Genomic DNA, 13,217 nt, shown 5'->3' with positions numbered 1-13,217 from the left:
TTTATTTTCAATTGTTTATTTTAATATGGAAAAAGAAATTTTAGATAATATAGAGCTTCGTTCGGAAAGTGTTCAGGATATTCTTACAAGACCGCCCCATTGGATGATACGCTGGGGAAACACCATCATATTTATTATCCTTATCCTCATTTTAATTATGAGTTATATAATAAAATATCCTGAGTTTGTGTCAGCTCCTATTGTGGTTACTTCCCAAAACCCACCTGAAAAATTAGAGGCCAGAACAAATTCTAAAATTGAAAAAATTTTTATCAAGGACCATCAGGAGGTTAAGAAAAATGATGTCCTTATGGTTATGCAGTCTGCTGCCAATTATAAAGATGTTCTTGCTCTGAAAAAAATCATCGACTCTCTTTCTCCTACTCACTTAGCTTCCTTTCCTATAAATGAAACGTCTCATTATAAATTAGGAGAGCTTCAGGGAGATTATAACAATTTTGCAAAAGCATTTCAGGATCAGGAATTATTTACAAGACTTCAGCCCTACGCTCCTGAAAATCTTGCTGCTAACCAAAGTATTTCTGAATACAGGGTAAGGATTGCCACGACAAAACAACAAAAGAAACTTGAACAAGCTAAATATGAGCTTACAAAAAAAAGCTATCAAAGATCACAGGAACTTTTTAACCAGGGAGTCATCGCTTCCGTAGAACTTGAAGGGGAAAAAATAAAATACATCCAGGCTCAACAAAATCTGGAAAATATTACCATTTCTTTATCTCAAATGGAAGAAGCAATATCCAACCTTAACAAAACTAAAAGCGGGACTGCTATCAATACGGAAAAGGATAAAATTAATTACTCTTCACAATGCCTGCAATTGTTTGAGCAATTAAGAAAATCGATGAAACAGTGGGAGCAGAACTTCCTTGTTATTTCTTCTACAGATGGTATTGCCAGCTTTCAGCAATTCTTTGGAGAAAACCAATTTGTAAAAACAGGGGATGCGATCTTATCTATATTACCTCGGAATAAAGAGAATTTAGTTGGAAGAATGTATGTCCCTCCTACTAACTCTGGAAAAATTGCTCCCGGAGAAAAGGTTTTGATCAAACTGGATAATTACAGGTTTCAGGAGTATGGTATTGTAGAAGGTAAAGTACAGAATATCTCTCTCTCTGCCGATGAAAAGGGAAATTACTACGTAGATGTTCTACTTCCTAAAGGCTTAAAAACATCATATAACAGAAATCTCACATTTGATAAAGAGCTTAGAGGTAATGCTGATATTGTTACTCAGGATCTAAGACTCATTGAAAGATTTTTCTATCAAATCAGAAAACTATTGGGATATCAAAGCTAATAGAGCCAAATCACAATATATAAAACCCACAACTAATAGTTGTGGGTTTTTATATAATCTTACAATAGTAATCACATATCAATAGTAATGTTTATCACATAATCATATGCACGTCAATTGTGTTATTTAGCCATAACTAGTTCATAAAAACATTTTATATATAAACGCTTACAAAATTCTTTTTATACGGCTTAATTGAGATTTATTCTAAGAAAACTACGGAGATTCGGAACCAAGAATGAGAATAAATATTAATGGGTATCATCTTTTAAAACAAAAAAGGAAAAGTAATAATTTACTTTTCCTTTCTATAGTAGCGAAGACGGGAATTGAACCCGTGACCTCAGGGTTATGAATCCTGCGCTCTAACCAACTGAGCTACCTCGCCTTTTTGGTGGTGCAAATATATAAAATATTTCTAAACCTCCAAAATTATTTTAGCTTAAAAAACTCCAAAACATCGGCAACATGGTCTGGTTTATTGATTATCTTATTGTTAGCATCTAAAATAAAATAAGTCGGAGTTGCATGAATATTATAAGTTTCACTATAACTACTATTCCATCCTCTTAGCTCGGAATCATTAATCCAAGGAAACGCGGTAATTCTTTTATTGTAAGAGTCTTTATCTACATCCAAAGAAAGCCCAATTACCTGAACATTCTTCGCTTTTAAATCATTATATTTCTCCAAAAGTTTTGGCAATTCAGTTTCACAATGAGAGCATGTGGAAGACCAGAAAACAATGATTTTCTTATCTGCTTTTACATCATAAATAGACTTGGCATTTGTATTAACCGGAGCCTGGAATTTATAATTAGGAAAAGTTGCACCAATCTGTACATTGGCATTTGCCTTAAGCGTTGATGCTAACCTGTCTGTAATCGTACATTTGAGATCTTTAGCCTGATCAAGATATTTTTTCTTTAAATCAGCCATTTCATACACATCAAAAATGTCAATCAATTCGGATAATACCGTTTGACCCCGTGGTGTTTCCACCTTTAACCGATCAAGTAATTTATCTACAGAAGCTCCAACATTGCTGTTTCCACCAGAATTAAGATAAGATACCAATACAGGTCTCAACAATGATGATGTCTCAAGCATATCATTAGACTTATCAATAAAATTGATTATTTCTTCCTGTGATACCTTTTTATTAGGGTCATTAGTTAAAAATTTACTATAGTTTGTATTATAGTAATAAATAAACGGATGGTCCGTGGAGTTCACTTCTCCAAGGCCTCCTGATAATCTTGATATTTCTGCTTTCAGAGCTTTTCCAAAATCTGTATTATCTTTATAGTATTCTTTAATCTGTGCTAATGCCGGTAATATAAGCTCTTTTTTCTGAGAACCTTCTTGTTGTTTACTCATTAAACTATTCGACTCATCCTGGTAAATAATATCTTTAATCTTATTACCCTGAGTATCTAATTTAATGTTTACATTCTTATTTTCTGATATGAAATTGAATGTATTATTGGTAGTAGGAAAATACATTTTCATCATACCAACATAGTTCTGCGGATATTTAAAAGTCCATACATTATTCTTACTCTGCTCTTTTGTAAAAATAACATCTTTGGAACCATTTAATGTATATAGAATTGCATCTTGATCTTTAAAATCAGCCGGTGCCTGAACGGTAATTGTGAATTGTGCCTGTAAAGAAAAAGCAGATAAAACTGCTGATAATACAAATATCTTTTTCATAATGTAAAAATAAAAAAACTCTCTGATTAATCAGAGAGTTTTCAATATTTTAATTAAATTTTTATATTTTTTGACCCTTATATTTTCTTGTAAAAAATACAATAAATGCTACTGCGACTATTGATAGTAAATAAATATACATATCAATTGGCACTGAATCTCCACCGGGGCCAGTAGGAGGTCCACCTGGCTCAGGAGGTTGTCCTCCAGGGCCCGTTCCTTGTGCATTCAATACACAAAAAACAAAAATAAAAAGACTATATAATAGTTTATTTAAAGCTTTCATATATTTTATTTTAAGATTTTAGTGTTAACAGTTTCTCCCTTATCTGAAACAATTTTTACTACATAAGAGTTTTTAATAGAATTGTTTAATTCAATTACAAAATCTGCAGAAGTATTTACTGCTTTTTTAGAGATTACCAGTTTACCACTCATATCATAAACTTCAATATCTGCTTTCTTCCAATCCGGATCAAATCTTACAATATAATTTGTAATATCCGGGTTATAAACTACTTTAGTTCTTGATGAAGGCTTCACTGCTGCTCCATCCATTGCAAGATTTCTTGCTGTTGAGGCCTCAGGTGCACCATAATATAAACTGTACTCAGTTCCTTTGGCAGGAATTATATCTCCTTGTTTTGCTTCAGTTACTTCTCCGTTTGGAGCTTTGTAATAGAAACCTGTACCTGAAGATAATTGGTGTGTCCCCTTACTTACCAATTCAGCATTCTCTCTAATTTCAAATTTAAAAGATTTTATATTAGAACTGTAAGTTGCTAACATCACATTTTTTCCTTTAAAATCATTTTCATTGGCTTCATTGATACGTAACCAATACTTTGAAGTATAATCATTATCATAACCTCCAGCCTTATTTTCTTCAAAAGTACCCACAACATCTGCTGTTGATGCAGCATACTGTGTTTTAGCAGCTGCTGAATGTCCAGTAGTTGCATTTGGATAAACCACATAATAAGTTTTACCAATTTCTACACCATTAGCATCAAGAGCAATAATTCCTAATTGCTTTACAGTGCCTTGACTCATGCTACCTGCAGCACTTCTGCTTGCATTAACATTATAATCAGTATTCGCTGCTCTGCTATAATAATTAAACCTCCTAAGATTGCCAAAGTTTAGAACATCCGTATTATTATTGTTATTAAGCTTAATCGTAAAAGTTCCAAATGGTCTGATCATCAAATAATCAACATCCCCTGTTGGAACACCAGCATTAAACGTAACCGATTTATAACCTCCGGTAGTTGTTCCACCTTGATTATTTACAACCCCGGAAACATCAAGTACTACACCATATATATTACTAAGGTTTACTCCGTCACCATTAGCAGCCGGTTCGTTATATGCAATTTTTGATAAGTCAAGGTTGGTTAGGAATGGATTACCAAATTGATACATGTTTCTAGCATAATTACCTGTCCACAATGCTCCACCTGAAGGAATTTCGAATGGGTCATATGCATAGGTATTGTATTTTTCTCTAAATGAATTTAGATTATTTCCACCTGCCCCAAAGTTGATTCCAGCTCCAGCATTTTGTAATGTAACACTAGTTCCAATAACTCCTGTTGCAATATCACTCACAGGTCGCCCTTTTACGGTACGTGTAATAGAACTAACATCTAAGCCGGCTCCACCTAATGCCCAATAAGAATAGGTAGGTGCTGCATCACCAAACTTGTAAATACCATTGATCGGTGATAAATGAACAAACTGTACCGTATTGTTATTCCAATACAGGATATCATTCTTTGATTTTCTTACTGTGGTGAATGTTTTACCAAATTCAGCATTTAAAGTAGCTGGAGTTTTAAAATAGAACGGCATCCCAATTTGTTGATAATCACCCTGACGAACTTGTCTGAATTCCTGATCTACAATTCCAGTAATGTTTGCTTGTGGAATACCTGTGATGAATAATTGTCCGTAAGTATAAACGGGAGTAGCAGTAGAGCTATTGGTATTAACAGATGCATAAGCCGTAGGCTCATTAAGTTTGTTAATAAAATTACCTCCGCCGTTTGCTTCTGTCTTATCAGCATTTGACGCATCAATCGTCTTGACAAGATCAGTTGCTGTACCAGAAACCATAAAGTTTCCATGGTTTTCTATAGTACCATTAGCTTTCATTTGTAAACCTCCCCCGCTATAAACTAGGGTACCTTTACTTACATACATATTAGCATTAGCGTCTACGTGACATAATATCTGCGCCTGAACAGAATAACTAATTGCTAAAAGACCTATAGCAAATAAACTTTTTCTCATTGTATAAATTATTTGTGTGTGTTATAATACAATCTCACCCGCAAAGGTATGATTTTTTTCATAATAAAAAAATTATTTTTATTTATTAACAATAATATTATCTTCAGTTAATACTATTTTCTTTTCCTCACCTATTGCAAACATGTAGTCTTCCAAGACTTTTTCGGTAGTTCCTCTAAGTCCTCTGGCTCCCAATCCTTTATCAAGGGTTTCCTCCACGATCTTTTCAATAGCACCATCCGTAAATACCAATTCTGTGCCATCCATTTTAAAAAGCTCAATAAACTGATTGACGATTGAATTTTTGGGCTCTTTCATGATACGTACCATCGTTTCTTTTGTTAATTTTTCGAGGTATGTAATGATTGGAAATCTTCCCAAAAGTTCGGGAATTAATCCGAAAGAACGAAGATCTATTGCATTAATATTTGTTAATACATATTCATCCTCATCTACATTATTTATCTTTTCAGCACTGAAACCTATTGCCTGTTTGTTCATTCTTCTCTCGATAATTTCCTTTATACCATCAAAAGCACCACCAGCAATAAATAGTATGTTTTGGGTATTAACCTGGATATATTTCTGATCCGGATGTTTTCTTCCTCCTTGTGGTGGAACATTTACAATACTTCCCTCAAGCAATTTTAAAAGCCCCTGCTGAACACCTTCCCCAGAAACATCTCTGGTAATACTTGGATTATCAGATTTTCTGGCAATCTTGTCTATTTCGTCAATAAATACAATTCCTTTTTCAGCTTTTTCCACATCATAATCTGCAACCATAAGAAGTCTTGAAAGAATACTTTCAACGTCTTCTCCTACATATCCGGCCTCGGTTAAAATCGTAGCATCTACTATACAAAAAGGAACATTAAGTTCTCTTGCTATAGTCTTGGCCAGCAAAGTTTTTCCGGTTCCTGTTTCACCGATCATGATAATATTGGACTTTTCAAGCTCTACTTCTCTATTTTCATCCTGTGCATGAAGCAATCTTTTATAATGATTGTATACAGCAATCGAAAGCTGTTTTTTTGCCTGATCCTGTCCGATCACATATTGGTTAAGGAACTCTTTAATCTCCTTTGGCTTTTTTAGCGTATCTATATTTTCCGCAGGTGAAAATTCAGTTTTAGTAGCACTGTCTTTTACTATCGCATGAGCTTGTTCTATACAGTTTTCACAGATAAAGCCATTCTGACCAGAAATAAGCATCTGCACTTCATTTCTTTTTCTGCCACAAAAAGAACATTGGTTTGAATTCATACTATTTATATAAATATATGTTAAAGAAAATCGTAAAAAATTTCTTTTTTACGATTTCTTGATTTTTTAAGAATTAATAATTGATTTTTGAATTTCGGTATACTCTTCATCCGTTAATTTCAGTCTCTCATTTTTAAAATTCATATCTTCCACTGTATTGAGTGGTATTAAATGAATATGTGCATGAGGAACTTCCAGGCCTACCACTGCAATCCCTACTCTAATACAAGGAATTGCTTTTTTAATCTGCTTGGCAACCTTTTGTGAAAATCCCCAAAGGTTTTTATACTCCTCGCTTTCCAGATCAAAGATCAGATCCACTTCTTTTTTAGGGACTATTAATGTATGTCCTTTAACTAAAGGCATTGCATCTAAAAACGCAACAAAATTTTCATCCTCTGCTATTTTGTAGGAAGGAATTTCGCCATTAATGATTTTTGTGAATATAGTACTCATATGCATCAAAAAATTTACTTCAGAGAATTATACATGTATAAATTTATCCTTACAGGGTAATTTCAAGTACTTCAAAAGATAATTTATTTCCGTTCGGCAAAACAATCTCTGCGGTCTCTCCCACAACTTTACCTAGCAAACCTTTTGCAATAGGTGTATTTACAGAGATCTTGCCGCTTTTAAGGTCGCTCTCATTATCAGGAACTAAAGTAAATATCTGTTGTTGTTGCGTTGCATTATTTTTTAGTTTCACAGTTGTTAAAATGGAAACTTTTGAAGTATCTAGCTGACTTTCATCTATTATTTTAGACCCTGAAATAACATCTTTCAGTTTAGAAATTCTCATTTCAAGCATCCCCTGAGCTTCTTTTGCCGCATCATATTCTGCATTTTCAGACAAATCACCTTTGTCTCTAGCTTCTGCAATCTGTTGAGTAATTTTAGGTCTTTCTACAGTTTCCAACTGCTCAAGCTCAGCTTTCATTTTATCTAACCCCTCCTTTGTAACATAGCTTGCCATAATTTTCAAAATTTAGTTTTAGTATAAAAAAATAATCCGACATTTGCCGGACAATGTTTTCGTGTTGTAATCGTTTAATTTTTACAAATATATAAAAATTTAAATTGAAATGAAAAAAACTTTTTCAATCTTATTCTTTTCCACTTTACTGATAATCAGCAATATATCTGTTAATTCTTGCGGAAGTCGAGAAGACACGGTAAGCTGCTTTCCCAATACTCCAATTAACGTAACCTTGAACCTTAATTTAGCTGCATATAATAATTTGAACTATGTAGGTGGATGGATCTATGTGGATGAGCAACAATCAGGAACACGGGGTTTAATTATTGTCCGTAGATCAGATAATCAGTTTATGGTATTTGATAGAAATGCACCTCATATATGCCCTGATAATGATACTACACTTGAAGTAAAAGACAATATTAGTATCATTTGTCCAAAGGATAACGCTAAATGGATTTTACTTACCGGCCAACCTTCGTCAGGAACGAATGTACCTCCGAAAACTTATCCTTACAATTATAATCCCAATACCAGAGTATTAAATGTTTATTATTAATTTATGAAAGTTGTAATACAGAGAGTTTCAGAAGCTCATGTAAAAGTAGAAGAGAAAATCGTCGGCGAGATCAATAGGGGCTTTATGCTACTCATTGGAATTGATGAAAATGATGAGAAAGCAGATGCAGATTGGCTCGTACAAAAAATATTGAACCTTAGAGTTTTTGCTGATGAAGATGATAAGCTCAATCTTTCATTAAAAGATATTTCAGGAGAAATCCTTTGTATCAGCCAGTTTACGTTGATAGCTGATTATAAAAAGGGAAATCGTCCATCCTTTATTAAGGCAGCAAAACCCGATAAAGCAATTCCCCTTTTTGATTATTTCAAAGAAGAAATTGCAAAATCAGGACTAAAAACAGAATCCGGAATTTTTGGTGCAGACATGAAGGTTTCTTTAGTTAATGATGGTCCTGTCACTATTGTAATGGATAGCCAAACAAAAATGTAAGACACTTTATATCAATACATTAAATTATATTTAATCCCAAATAAAAAAGGTCCTTCAAAATTTGAAAGACCTTTTTCCTAATAAACTTTTATAAAAACTAATTCGCAGGTATACTGCTGAAATTCAATGCTACTTTTAAGTTCATATCTGAACTTGTCTGATTTTTCAGTTCATAAACTGTTCTTACTGTAAGTCCGTTGCTCTTTACGACCTCATCCAAAAATCCATTATTATTAAGATCGAGGTTTAAGCTGGAACTATTTGAAGAGATGTTGGATCTTGATGCAACAAGTCTTTCACCCGTACCATTTGAAGAAATATAAACTTTAATGTTTTTAAAAGCACTTAAGTTGCCACCAGAAGGAGAAACCACAGAGATTTTTGCATCTGCCAATCTCACATCTTTTATTTTAGCATTATTATTCCCACCAAACCAAGTCTGTACATTAGAAGCAGTAGCCGTAGAAGACACCTCTTTATCAGCAGGCACTCCTGTGGATACTAATACATTAGCCGTATAAGGAAACGTATTCTGAACCAATGACTGTACTGTTCCACAACTAACAAGGGCAACAGAAGCTGCCACTGCAGTTAAAAATATATTTTTCATAATAATAAATCTTAATACAAAAATTATCTTGCAGAAACTATACCAAAGAATTATTATTCGACGCTTACTGAAAAACTTCCTTTTGTGTTTCCGGAAGCCATGTTACTTTTGCCTATAATTAACCATACTTCACCTTTGCCCGCCATCTGATAAAAAATATCTCTTCCAAAAGGACCATCGTATTCTCCATTTGGCAATTTTATCTGATTGAAACGAATATTAAAATCTTTTTCTTTTGTAGAAATGGATGCCTTGATATCACTTTTATTATAATTTGTGATTTTGAGAATCAGCTCCTGTCCTTCTTTTGTAAATTGCTCTCCTACTGTAAATGGAAGCTGTGAGGCATCGGCAGTTCTTATTATTTGCCCATCTTTCTCACTTCTCATCACACCTTTTTTTAAGACATGTTTGGTGACGGGAGAATTATTAATGATAGAATCTTTTTTTCTTATAGCAGCTGAATCTACTGAATGTTCTGGACCCGGCTGTTCTGAAATCATGATCGAATCTTTGTTGGCTGTTTCGTTTACATTTGGTTCTTTTTTACAAGAAACAATAATCAATGGGATCAGCAATAAGGACTTTTTCATAATAGTTATTCTTTTAGTGTTTCATAGTAAAGCACTTCTGACAAGAAAGAAAATGATTTCTTTTGTTTTACTTTACTTATAATTTGTTTTTTTAGTATAATATCTTTTTTTTCGGCAGCAAACTTCAGTAAACTTTTCTCACTAAAGTTGATTTCTGTGAAGTGATAACCTGCATTAAAATCACTGCGCTTCATATTGTGAGAAGTAATTAATCCTCCCCAATTGATATAACTACAAGCCAAAATTGTTCCATAAAAATACCATGTCATTGTATTAAACAGAAAAGCATTTCTTTTTCTGTATTGAATTTTAATATACGTCATTGTCAAACCAATCAATGAAAGAGTCAGGAAAGCATATACTCCAAGCCTTTTATATGTAAAACCATAATTGATAATGTATTCGGAGTTCTTTATCATCGTGGAAATAATCAGTGCCGCATTTAAAAAAATCCAGATCTTAGCCAGGTTTTTCATAAGCCCGGCTTTCGGATCAAAATTAAATCCGGATTTAAAATAAAACATAATCACCAGAATAGACATAATAATAGACATGATCACAGCATTTACTCTTTGGTGGGTTTCTTCTGAAAGCTGGCCGGGAGTTTTTGAATCTTCGTAGAATAGTTCGTAATTATAAGTGATGATAAAAAAGATCAATAATACATTTAATGCTAAAAACGAGATTATGCCGCTCATCCTTTCTGCATCAATATCAAGAAAAGAATATGTTGATTGTACGATTCGATCTTTCGTGTGAAAAGTATCATCTAAAAAATGATTTTGTTTATAAATGATTTTTTCTACAGCATAATTCCAATAATTGAAAGCGATAAACATCCCCAATACTGTTATGCAGAACAGTTGCCAAATATCAATATCTATTTTGATATCCGTAAACAAGCTGGCGAAATGATCACTTCCTACAGAGTAAATTCCAAAAAAAACAGCAACTAATACCAATGGAATCAGGATAAAGGCAAATATTTTCTGTCCTAACCCCGAAATATTTTTTTGGGGAAGCCAACTATCAAAATTAAAAAATCGACATAAAAAAGTAAAGCAGTTCACTATAAAAACAGGAATCAAGAAGAGAATTTTTAGTCTTTTATTTCCTGATCTGTAAGATAAAAGCAGAAGTGAACTTACAACCGCCACAAAAGAAGCAAAATCTCCATACCAGGCAAAAGCTACTGAAGAAAAAATACTTGTGAAAAAAAGCATGAAAAATACTTTTGTTTTGTTTGACTTTGGTGTTTTGTACCATGTTAGTAACGCATAAGCAATACCTAACAGTCCAAGATTTAAACCTACATTTTCGTTATAAAAAAGAATAATAAATAAGACGGTTGTAAGGAGTATATAGTGATGTGTTTTCATGATATTTAATAATAAGTTATTGTATTTTTTTGCTGAATAAAATCTTTCAGATTTTCAAAATTTTGCCATAGCAAAGCTTCAAAATCCCAATGATGAAAGGACCTCATATTTTGACCTTTCCGAAATGCCTGCAGGTACATTTTTGAATATTCCGGTAAAATCAAAGTTCCTAATATGATTGCTGCCAGAAGATGGGCATTAAGTTTTCCATTTCCCAACAGCAGATATTGCATGGCAATTTCATCTTCGAAATTAGTTCCGCAACCTGTAATCAAATGATGAACATCGTGATTTTCCATTTTAGGAATCATGGTAAATCCATGACGCTTATAAAATTCCCCCAGTTTACGGCCTAAGGTATCTTCATTGAAACTAAGCAGTTGTTTTTCGTTGAACTGCCATTGTCTTTTCTTTTTCTTAAAATATCTTCTGTAAAACTTTTGAGTTTTATCATATACAAAAAGTAAAAACTGAACACGTAATTTTTTCATAGTTGATTATTTAATTAAGATTAACTCCAATAACAGTATAAAGACAGGCGATAGGGATATTGATTAATAATATTCCGATTGATTGTAAACAAGCATGAAGCTTGGTATGATATATCGACCCATAAATTAAAAGTCCGGCGATGACCAATAAATTCAAGATAGATCCAAAAATGAGCAATAAGAAGCCTCCTATCGCAAATACATCAATTCTGCTGACAAGGTATCCGAACAGGCATATATTCCCAAGCAAAAATGAAAGCCAGAAAACATATTTTCCTATATTCACAATTTCTTTATTATCCATATTATTTTAAGCTTTTGTTAAGGTAAAAACAGTAATTTCCGGACGAACCATAAACCGAACTTGATAAGAATGTCCGATTGCCCGGTTGATGTAAAGCATTCTGCCATCCTGCAAATCAATTTCTCCGGAAACATATTTCTTATTTTTAACAGGGAGTATGGGAGTGATCAAACCGGGAATCCGGCATTGTCCGCCATGGGTATGCCCGCTTAGGATCCATCCCTGATATCCGTTCCATACATCTTTATCACAAACATCAGGATTGTGGCAAAGAACCAGATTCGCTTTAGACTGATCTAAATCTTTCATAACCTTCAAGGGATCAAAATTGGGTGAGCACAGATCCTCAAATCCAATAAAGTTGATTCCATACCGGTTATTTTGCTCATTATTTAGCATTTCAATTCCGTAGCTATTTAAAATCCGACAAATACTCCTGGAGAGCTCAATGTCTTTCCACCCTGGTCCATAATCGTGATTTCCCAAAATTCCAAATGTTCCAAGGTTTCCATATACGGCTTCTTCCATTACTATTTTTAAATCGTTTTGTTCTTCCAGTGTTCCGTGATTTACAAAATCACCGGTGTACACTACAAAATCCGGATTAAATTTTTTAGCCTTATGGAAAGATTCAATAAGAAAATTCCAGTCAAATCGGTTACCTACATGCAAATCGGAAATCTGCATCAAAATTTTACCTTCAAGGTTCACCGGTAAATTTCTAATGGGAAGCTTACGTTCAACAAACTCCACCCAAAAAGGCTCTACCTGCCATGAGTATAGAGCAGGAAAGGATCCTACTACAGCGAGCTGAAAGAGCTTTTTTAAAAATGTTTTTCTTGTCATGTACTATTTTCACATATTGAATTAAAACAAAGAACTTTGAATTACAAAGTTAATTGATAAAAAAATATAGTTTTATCTGCCTATTAATTTTTCAAGAGCATCTAAATGATCAGAAAAAGCCTGTCTTCCACTCTGTGTAACCCTATAAGAGGTTTTAGGTTTTTTCCCAACAAATTCCTTCTTTATTTCTATGTATCCAGCCTTTTCCAAAGCGTTACTATGACTGGCCAAGTTACCATCAGTAATCTCCAATAATCCTTTCATTTCCGAGAAATCAATCCAATCGTTAACCATAAGAACAGACATAATGCCTAATCTTACCCGACTTTCAAATTCTTTGTTGAGCTGATTTATTTTAATCATAATCTTTGGTGGTAGGTATAGTATACAGTATTACTT

16 protein-coding genes and 1 tRNA gene are annotated in these 13,217 nt (G+C 33.4%); 3 read left to right on the top strand and 14 right to left on the bottom strand.

Annotation, left to right across the window (positions count from 1 at the left end; translation table 11 throughout):
- Window positions 1-25 precede the first annotated feature (25 nt).
- Complete coding sequence (locus tag ACNFU2_RS17020) at window positions 26-1,324, top strand: HlyD family secretion protein (protein ID WP_172284246.1); 1,299 nt, start codon at window positions 26-28, stop codon at window positions 1,322-1,324.
- 314 nt (window positions 1,325-1,638) lie between these two features.
- On the opposite strand, the gene ACNFU2_RS17015 is transcribed toward ACNFU2_RS17020, so the two are convergent.
- The 7 genes from ACNFU2_RS17015 to greA all read right to left on the bottom strand — a co-directional run bounded on the left by ACNFU2_RS17015 (window position 1,639) and on the right by greA (window position 7,580).
- Window positions 1,639-1,712: transfer RNA gene (locus ACNFU2_RS17015), tRNA-Met, on the bottom strand.
- A gap of 44 nt (window positions 1,713-1,756) precedes the next feature.
- On the bottom strand, window positions 1,757-3,043 hold the full coding sequence (locus ACNFU2_RS17010) for a TlpA family protein disulfide reductase (protein ID WP_273650642.1): 1,287 nt from the start codon (window positions 3,041-3,043) through the stop codon (window positions 1,757-1,759).
- A 61-nt stretch (window positions 3,044-3,104) separates the two neighbouring features.
- Window positions 3,105-3,329, bottom strand: coding sequence for a signal peptidase (locus ACNFU2_RS17005; protein WP_172284250.1), 225 nt, complete (start codon window positions 3,327-3,329; stop codon window positions 3,105-3,107).
- Window positions 3,330-3,334: 5 nt separating this feature from the next.
- Window positions 3,335-5,338: a T9SS type A sorting domain-containing protein gene (locus ACNFU2_RS17000; RefSeq protein WP_172284252.1), complete on the bottom strand. Its 2,004-nt coding sequence runs from the start codon at window positions 5,336-5,338 to the stop codon at window positions 3,335-3,337.
- A gap of 78 nt (window positions 5,339-5,416) precedes the next feature.
- Complete coding sequence (gene clpX / locus ACNFU2_RS16995; RefSeq protein WP_172284253.1) at window positions 5,417-6,604, bottom strand: ATP-dependent Clp protease ATP-binding subunit ClpX; 1,188 nt, start codon at window positions 6,602-6,604, stop codon at window positions 5,417-5,419.
- A 66-nt stretch (window positions 6,605-6,670) separates the two neighbouring features.
- Window positions 6,671-7,060 carry an HIT family protein gene (locus ACNFU2_RS16990; protein ID WP_172284255.1) on the bottom strand — a complete coding sequence of 130 codons (390 nt, stop codon included), beginning with the start codon at window positions 7,058-7,060 and terminating at the stop codon, window positions 6,671-6,673.
- A 49-nt stretch (window positions 7,061-7,109) separates the two neighbouring features.
- Window positions 7,110-7,580, bottom strand: coding sequence for a transcription elongation factor GreA (gene greA / locus ACNFU2_RS16985; protein WP_172284257.1), 471 nt, complete (start codon window positions 7,578-7,580; stop codon window positions 7,110-7,112).
- 109 nt (window positions 7,581-7,689) lie between these two features.
- Here greA and ACNFU2_RS16980 point away from each other — a divergent pair, with 109 nt between their 5' ends.
- Together ACNFU2_RS16980 and dtd are read left to right on the top strand one after the other, a co-directional pair.
- Complete coding sequence (locus ACNFU2_RS16980; RefSeq protein ID WP_172284259.1) at window positions 7,690-8,142, top strand: hypothetical protein; 453 nt, start codon at window positions 7,690-7,692, stop codon at window positions 8,140-8,142.
- Window positions 8,143-8,145: 3 nt separating this feature from the next.
- Window positions 8,146-8,595 (top strand): D-aminoacyl-tRNA deacylase, encoded by a 450-nt coding sequence (dtd, locus tag ACNFU2_RS16975; RefSeq protein ID WP_273650641.1) that lies wholly within the window; start codon window positions 8,146-8,148, stop codon window positions 8,593-8,595.
- 97 nt (window positions 8,596-8,692) lie between these two features.
- Here dtd and ACNFU2_RS16970 read toward each other — a convergent pair whose 3' ends face one another.
- The 7 genes from ACNFU2_RS16970 to ACNFU2_RS16940 all read right to left on the bottom strand — a co-directional run bounded on the left by ACNFU2_RS16970 (window position 8,693) and on the right by ACNFU2_RS16940 (window position 13,181).
- Window positions 8,693-9,205, bottom strand: a complete 513-nt coding sequence (locus tag ACNFU2_RS16970; protein ID WP_306615000.1) for a hypothetical protein — start codon at window positions 9,203-9,205, stop codon at window positions 8,693-8,695.
- A gap of 53 nt (window positions 9,206-9,258) precedes the next feature.
- Entirely contained in the window at window positions 9,259-9,798 is a 540-nt protein-coding gene (locus tag ACNFU2_RS16965) for a hypothetical protein (protein ID WP_172284264.1), read from the bottom strand.
- 5 nt (window positions 9,799-9,803) lie between these two features.
- Complete coding sequence (locus tag ACNFU2_RS16960; RefSeq protein ID WP_273650637.1) at window positions 9,804-11,177, bottom strand: DUF4153 domain-containing protein; 1,374 nt, start codon at window positions 11,175-11,177, stop codon at window positions 9,804-9,806.
- A 5-nt stretch (window positions 11,178-11,182) separates the two neighbouring features.
- Window positions 11,183-11,668, bottom strand: a complete 486-nt coding sequence (locus tag ACNFU2_RS16955; RefSeq protein ID WP_172284268.1) for a Coq4 family protein — start codon at window positions 11,666-11,668, stop codon at window positions 11,183-11,185.
- Between the two features lie 10 nt (window positions 11,669-11,678).
- The gene (locus tag ACNFU2_RS16950; RefSeq protein ID WP_418122403.1) at window positions 11,679-11,972 is read right to left on the bottom strand and encodes a hypothetical protein; all 294 of its coding nucleotides are present in this window, start codon (window positions 11,970-11,972) and stop codon (window positions 11,679-11,681) included.
- A 6-nt stretch (window positions 11,973-11,978) separates the two neighbouring features.
- A complete protein-coding gene (locus tag ACNFU2_RS16945; protein WP_273650635.1) occupies window positions 11,979-12,818 on the bottom strand; it encodes a metallophosphoesterase in 840 nt (279 codons plus the stop codon).
- A gap of 72 nt (window positions 12,819-12,890) precedes the next feature.
- Window positions 12,891-13,181 carry a winged helix-turn-helix domain-containing protein gene (locus ACNFU2_RS16940; protein ID WP_418122401.1) on the bottom strand — a complete coding sequence of 97 codons (291 nt, stop codon included), beginning with the start codon at window positions 13,179-13,181 and terminating at the stop codon, window positions 12,891-12,893.
- Between the last annotated feature and the right edge of the window lie 36 nt (window positions 13,182-13,217).

Origin of the sequence: Chryseobacterium sp. PTM-20240506 (genome assembly GCF_048296755.1) — a bacterium.
GTDB classification, from domain to species: Bacteria; Bacteroidota; Bacteroidia; order Flavobacteriales; family Weeksellaceae; genus Chryseobacterium; species Chryseobacterium proteolyticum.
Note: the sequence above shows the minus strand (reverse complement) of the source record. Positions and strands in the feature narration are given on the sequence as shown.